Source organism: Aeromonas sp. HMWF014 (assembly GCF_963878295.1).
Classification (GTDB): domain Bacteria; phylum Pseudomonadota; class Gammaproteobacteria; order Enterobacterales; family Aeromonadaceae; genus Aeromonas; species Aeromonas popoffii.
Genome location: NZ_CAWNYS010000545.1, coordinates 862 through 5,326 on the forward strand (window position 1 = coordinate 862; position 4,465 = coordinate 5,326).

A 4,465-nucleotide genomic window follows, 5' to 3' on the forward strand; every position below is an offset into this window, starting at 1 on the left:
GACGTGGCACTCACCCTCGCCAGCCAGGACAGCTTCCGCTATGCGGTACCACTGGAGGGCGAACTGGTGGAGTATTGCGAGGCGCGCCTGTCGAGCCATGGCCTGGGGGCGAGCGAGATCGAACGCATCCACTTCAGTCAGGGGGATGCCTGCAACCTCAAGCCCAAGTACGACCACTACGATCTGGTGCTCGCCGCCAACCTGATCGACCGGCTGCGCGAACCGGCCCGCTTCCTGCGCGACATAGCCCCCCGGCTGCGCAGCGGCGGCCTGCTGGTACTCACCAGCCCTTACACCTGGCTGGCCGACTACACCCCCAAGGCCAACTGGCTCGGCGGCATCCGTGAAAATGGCGAGGCCCTCAGCACCTATCAAGCGCTGCAACGGCTGCTCGCGGCAGAGTTCGAGGAGCTCTGTCCGCCCCGGGATGTCCCCTTCGTCATCCGCGAGACCGCCCGCAAATACCAGCATACGGTGGCGCAACTGACCGTCTGGCGTAAGCGCTAGCTCGCGCGTCGGCAAGCAGATGAAAAGAGGGAGGCCAACTGGCCTCCCTCTGGTTATGGCTGCAAAAACGGCGAGTGTATCAACTCCCCTGCACGTGGTAGCGGCGGGCCAGCACGGCGCACACCATCAGCTGGATCTGGTGGAAGATCATCAGCGGCAACACCATGACGCCGACGCTGGCAGCCGGGAACATGACGTTGGCCATCGGCACCCCGTTGGCGAGACTCTTCTTGGAGCCGCAGAAGACGATGGTGATTTCGTCCGACTTGTCGAACCCGAGCCGGCGGCTGATCCAGACATTCCAGCAGAGCACCAGCGCCAGCAAGACGCAGCTCAGCAGCACGATACTGGCCAGATCGTACCAACTTACTTGACGCCAAATCCCCTGCACCACCGCCTCGCTGAAGGCAACATAGACCACCAGCAGGATGGAGCTCTGATCCAGCTTGCCAATCAGCGGACGATGGCTGTCGACCCAGCCGCCGATGAGCGGGCGCGAGAAATGGCCCACCACAAACGGCAACATCAGCTGCATCATGATGGCCTGAATGGAGTGCCAGGTGTCGATCCCCTCCCCCTGCACATGGATCATCATCCCCACCAGCAGCGGCGAGAGGAAGATGCCGAGGATGCTTGAGGCCGAGGCACTGCATACCGCCGCTGACACATTCCCCCCTGCCATCGAGGTGAAGGCAATAGCCGACTGCACTGTGGCAGGCAGGGCGCAGAGGTAGAGGAAGCCAAGGTAGATAGCGGGGCTCAACCACTGGGGCACCAGCGGAGTGAGCAGCAACCCGAGCAGCGGAAACAGCACAAAGGTACTGAGCATCACCACCAGATGCAGCCGCCAGTGGCCCAGCCCCGCCAGCAGGTTCTGGCGCGACAGCTTGGCGCCGTGCATGAAGAACAAGAGCGCCACCGCCAGCTTGGTCAGCAGACCAAACCAGACGGCCACCTGCCCCTCGCAGGGAAAAAAGGAGGCCAGGGCGACCACAGCAATCAGCACAGAAGTAAAGGGATCCAGACGCACGGGGAGTCTCCGTCAGAGGGCATCCTGCCTCCGTGGCGGAAGTCAGGAACGGGGAGGACAAAAAACACAACAGGAGGTGTCTGGCACCCCCCGTTGAAACGAACCACGAGCTTACCCCGATAACAGAGAGGCGCAACGTTGAGCGTTGGTAAATTGTTCATCAACGTTTGATACCAGGGGCCTGCAATAGGTGGATGTTGACGATCGGGTGGAATAGCTGACGCCATCGGCACACGGGGCTGCAACAGCACGCCCTGGCTCTCGTCCGGGGTCTCGGCGCAGAGCAACATGCGCTCACGCACCTCGCCAACCAGCCACTCACGGTCTGTGGTGTCGTCGTAGCCCTGCTCGACCTGCAGCTCGTTCTTGGCAGCCCACTCCACCGTCTCTTCCCCTTCCAGGTAGTAGTGGATGTCGAAGTAGCGGCACTGCCCCTCGAACAATGAGGTGGCCGGGCTGGCCCCCTCCTGCAAGCGGTAGGTGAGGGAGTCACCGATGGAGTGGCAGATGCCGGGCTTGAGGTTGCCACGGGCGATGGGCAGCCGGGTCGGGCCGATCGCCTTGCCGCGTTGGTACATGGCTCTGATGTTGCAGCCATAGCCGGACTCGTTGCCCAGCGACCAGATGATGATGGATGGGTGGTTCTTCTGGGCGTGCACGTGGCGCTCGATGCGATCCACGAACACCGGCTCCCAGAAGGGGGCGTCGGTAATGCGGCTGAGATCGCCGACGTTGGCGAAACCGTGGGTCTCCACGTCGGTCTCCGCCATCACGAACAGACCGTACTGGTCGCACAGCTCGTAGAAGCACGGGTCATTCGGGTAGTGGGCGGTGCGCACCGAGTTGAGGTTGTGCTGCTTCATCAGCACGATGTCGCGTTCAACACGGTCCATACCGACCGCGCGGCTCTTGAGGTGGTCGTTATCATGACGGTTCACCCCGTGCAGCTTGAGGTAGTGGCCGCTGACGTAGAAGAGGCCATCTTTGACCCTGATTTCACGCACACGACCCGCTGCGGGATCACTTCCAGCAGCTCGCCCTGACCGTTGTAGAGGGAGAGTTGCAGCTGATAGAGGTAAGGATCCTCGGCACTCCACAGATGGGGATTGGCCAGTGCGGTGCGGATGAAGAAGTCCTGCACATGGGCGGCCGGTTTGCCCACCAGATAGACGTCGCGGAAGATCCCCGCCATCCACCACATATCCTGATCTTTGATATAGCTGGAGTCCGCCCACTGCATCACCCGTACCGACAGCAGGTTCTCGCCGGTGTTGGCGTAGGCACTGATATCGAACTCGGCGGTGAGGCGGCTCAGCTCGCGCTGCATGGTGGCCGCCGCAACGCGATCGGCATAAGAGAAGAAGTAGGCGCGCGGAGCCAGCCTGTTTTCACCCACGAATTGAACGTTTTCCCAATTATTCACATGCCCTCCCGGAACAAGGCAACTTTGACTGGGTAAACACCAAACAATTTTTACTAGAAATCAGTTTTATATCGGTAAGGTTTTCACCTGGTCACAATGGCTGGATGGTTTTGTGAGCGGGATCAGAAGCGGAAGATAAAAGAGAATGAAACGCACAGGAGTGACATGGATGTTGATAAATACAGGCAAGAAATGGCTATAAACCACCATAGAACCATGAATTTATCAGGAGAGATGAGGGAGAGGATGGTGAAGGAAAGGTACCGCACCACCGCGAGATGGTGCCGCTAAAACAGACGTTATTTTACTAAAGTTAGCGTGTAGTGCCACGCAGGGTCAGGCGACTCGGCACCAGTACCCGGAGGGGAATATCACGCTCGTCACGCAGTCGTTCGACCAGCAGATTGACTCCCTGGGAGCCCATCAACTCGGAGTGGATCCGCACCGTGGAGAGCGGCGGGAAGGTGAACTTTGCGGTCGGAATATCGTTGACGCTGATCAGCTCGATCTGCTGGGGAATGGCCAATCCCCTCTCGTGGATGGCACGCAACACGCCGATGGCAATGGAGTCGGAAGCGACAAACAACGCCTTGGGCCAATCCCCTGCCAGCATCTCTTTTGCCAACCGATAGCCGGAAGCACTGGAGAAATCGCCGCGATAGATATCGTTCTCCTGCACCACGCCCAGTCGCTGGCCATAATCCCGGAAAGCCAGCTCACGCAGGTCCGGATTCTCATCCTGTCCGCCGATATAGCCGATACGCTGGTGCCCCTGAGCAATAAAGTAATCAACCACTTGCTGGCTGATCAGGCTGAGATCCACGTCGACCGAGTCGAATTCCTCCATTGCCCGGCCATCGACAAAGACCAGCATGTTAGAGCAGGTTCGCAGCTGTGCCAGACGCTCGGCAGAGAGGCTCCCCACTACCAGGATACCGTCTACCGCGGTCAGCTCGCGCCCTTCACCACAGTTGTAGAGGTGGGTCAGTTCGATATTGAGGCGGACACTCTGGGTCTCGATGCCATAGCGAATGGCGAGATAGTAGGGATCGTTGACCTCGGTACTCTGCGGATAGGAGTAGACCACCAGAAAGTGCAGCTTGCTCTTGTGAACCCCCTTGCGAGCACTGCTGGTCTTGTACTCCAGTCGCTCGGCAATCTCGAAGATCCGCTGCTTGGTCTCTTCCTTGACGCTCAGGCTGGGATCCTCGTTCAGTACCCGGGATACCGTAGCGAGCGACACCCCCGCCTCCTGTGCAATTTCCTTCAACGTAGCCATCAATACCTCTCTGGCAGCATCACATGTTAATCAGTAACGGCTAAAGAGTAACGGGCAATCCCTTGATAGCCCAGCATTTTTACTAAAATGCCGGGAGCAGAGCCAAGGCAGATTCTGGAACGCACAAATGCAAAAAGGCCTCCCGAATGGGAGGCCTCTTCTAAATAGGAGCCTGACAGTGTCCTACTCTCGCATGGCGAATGCCACACTACCATCGGCGCTACCG

Annotated in this window: 4 protein-coding genes and 2 pseudogenes; 1 reads left to right on the forward strand and 5 read right to left on the reverse strand. The window is 59.2% G+C overall.

Annotated features, from left to right (window positions below; all coding sequences use genetic code 11):
* On the forward strand, nucleotides 1–507 hold a 507-nt coding region (locus AAC083_RS23430), incomplete at its 5' end, for a putative 4-mercaptohistidine N1-methyltransferase (RefSeq protein WP_258224813.1).
* Nucleotides 508–586: 79 nt separating this feature from the next.
* On the opposite strand, the gene AAC083_RS21205 is transcribed toward AAC083_RS23430, so the two are convergent.
* From AAC083_RS21205 to AAC083_RS21225, 5 genes and pseudogenes are all read right to left on the reverse strand, one after another.
* Nucleotides 587–1,537 carry a bile acid:sodium symporter family protein gene (locus AAC083_RS21205; protein WP_108537645.1) on the reverse strand — a complete coding sequence of 317 codons (951 nt, stop codon included), beginning with the start codon at nucleotides 1,535–1,537 and terminating at the stop codon, nucleotides 587–589.
* A 209-nt stretch (nucleotides 1,538–1,746) separates the two neighbouring features.
* Nucleotides 1,747–2,094 (reverse strand): annotated as a pseudogene (locus tag AAC083_RS21210) (YhcH/YjgK/YiaL family protein); the annotation flags it as partial.
* Nucleotides 2,077–2,960 (reverse strand): annotated as a pseudogene (locus tag AAC083_RS21215) (glycoside hydrolase family 2 TIM barrel-domain containing protein); the annotation flags it as partial. The pseudogenes AAC083_RS21215 and AAC083_RS21210, both read right to left, overlap by 18 nt.
* A 313-nt stretch (nucleotides 2,961–3,273) precedes the next feature.
* Entirely contained in the window at nucleotides 3,274–4,239 is a 966-nt protein-coding gene (gene ebgR, locus AAC083_RS21220) for a transcriptional regulator EbgR (RefSeq protein ID WP_108537647.1), read from the reverse strand.
* Nucleotides 4,240–4,265: 26 nt separating this feature from the next.
* Nucleotides 4,266–4,465 (reverse strand): hypothetical protein (locus tag AAC083_RS21225; RefSeq protein ID WP_219927921.1); only part of this gene is annotated, 200 nt, incomplete at its 5' end.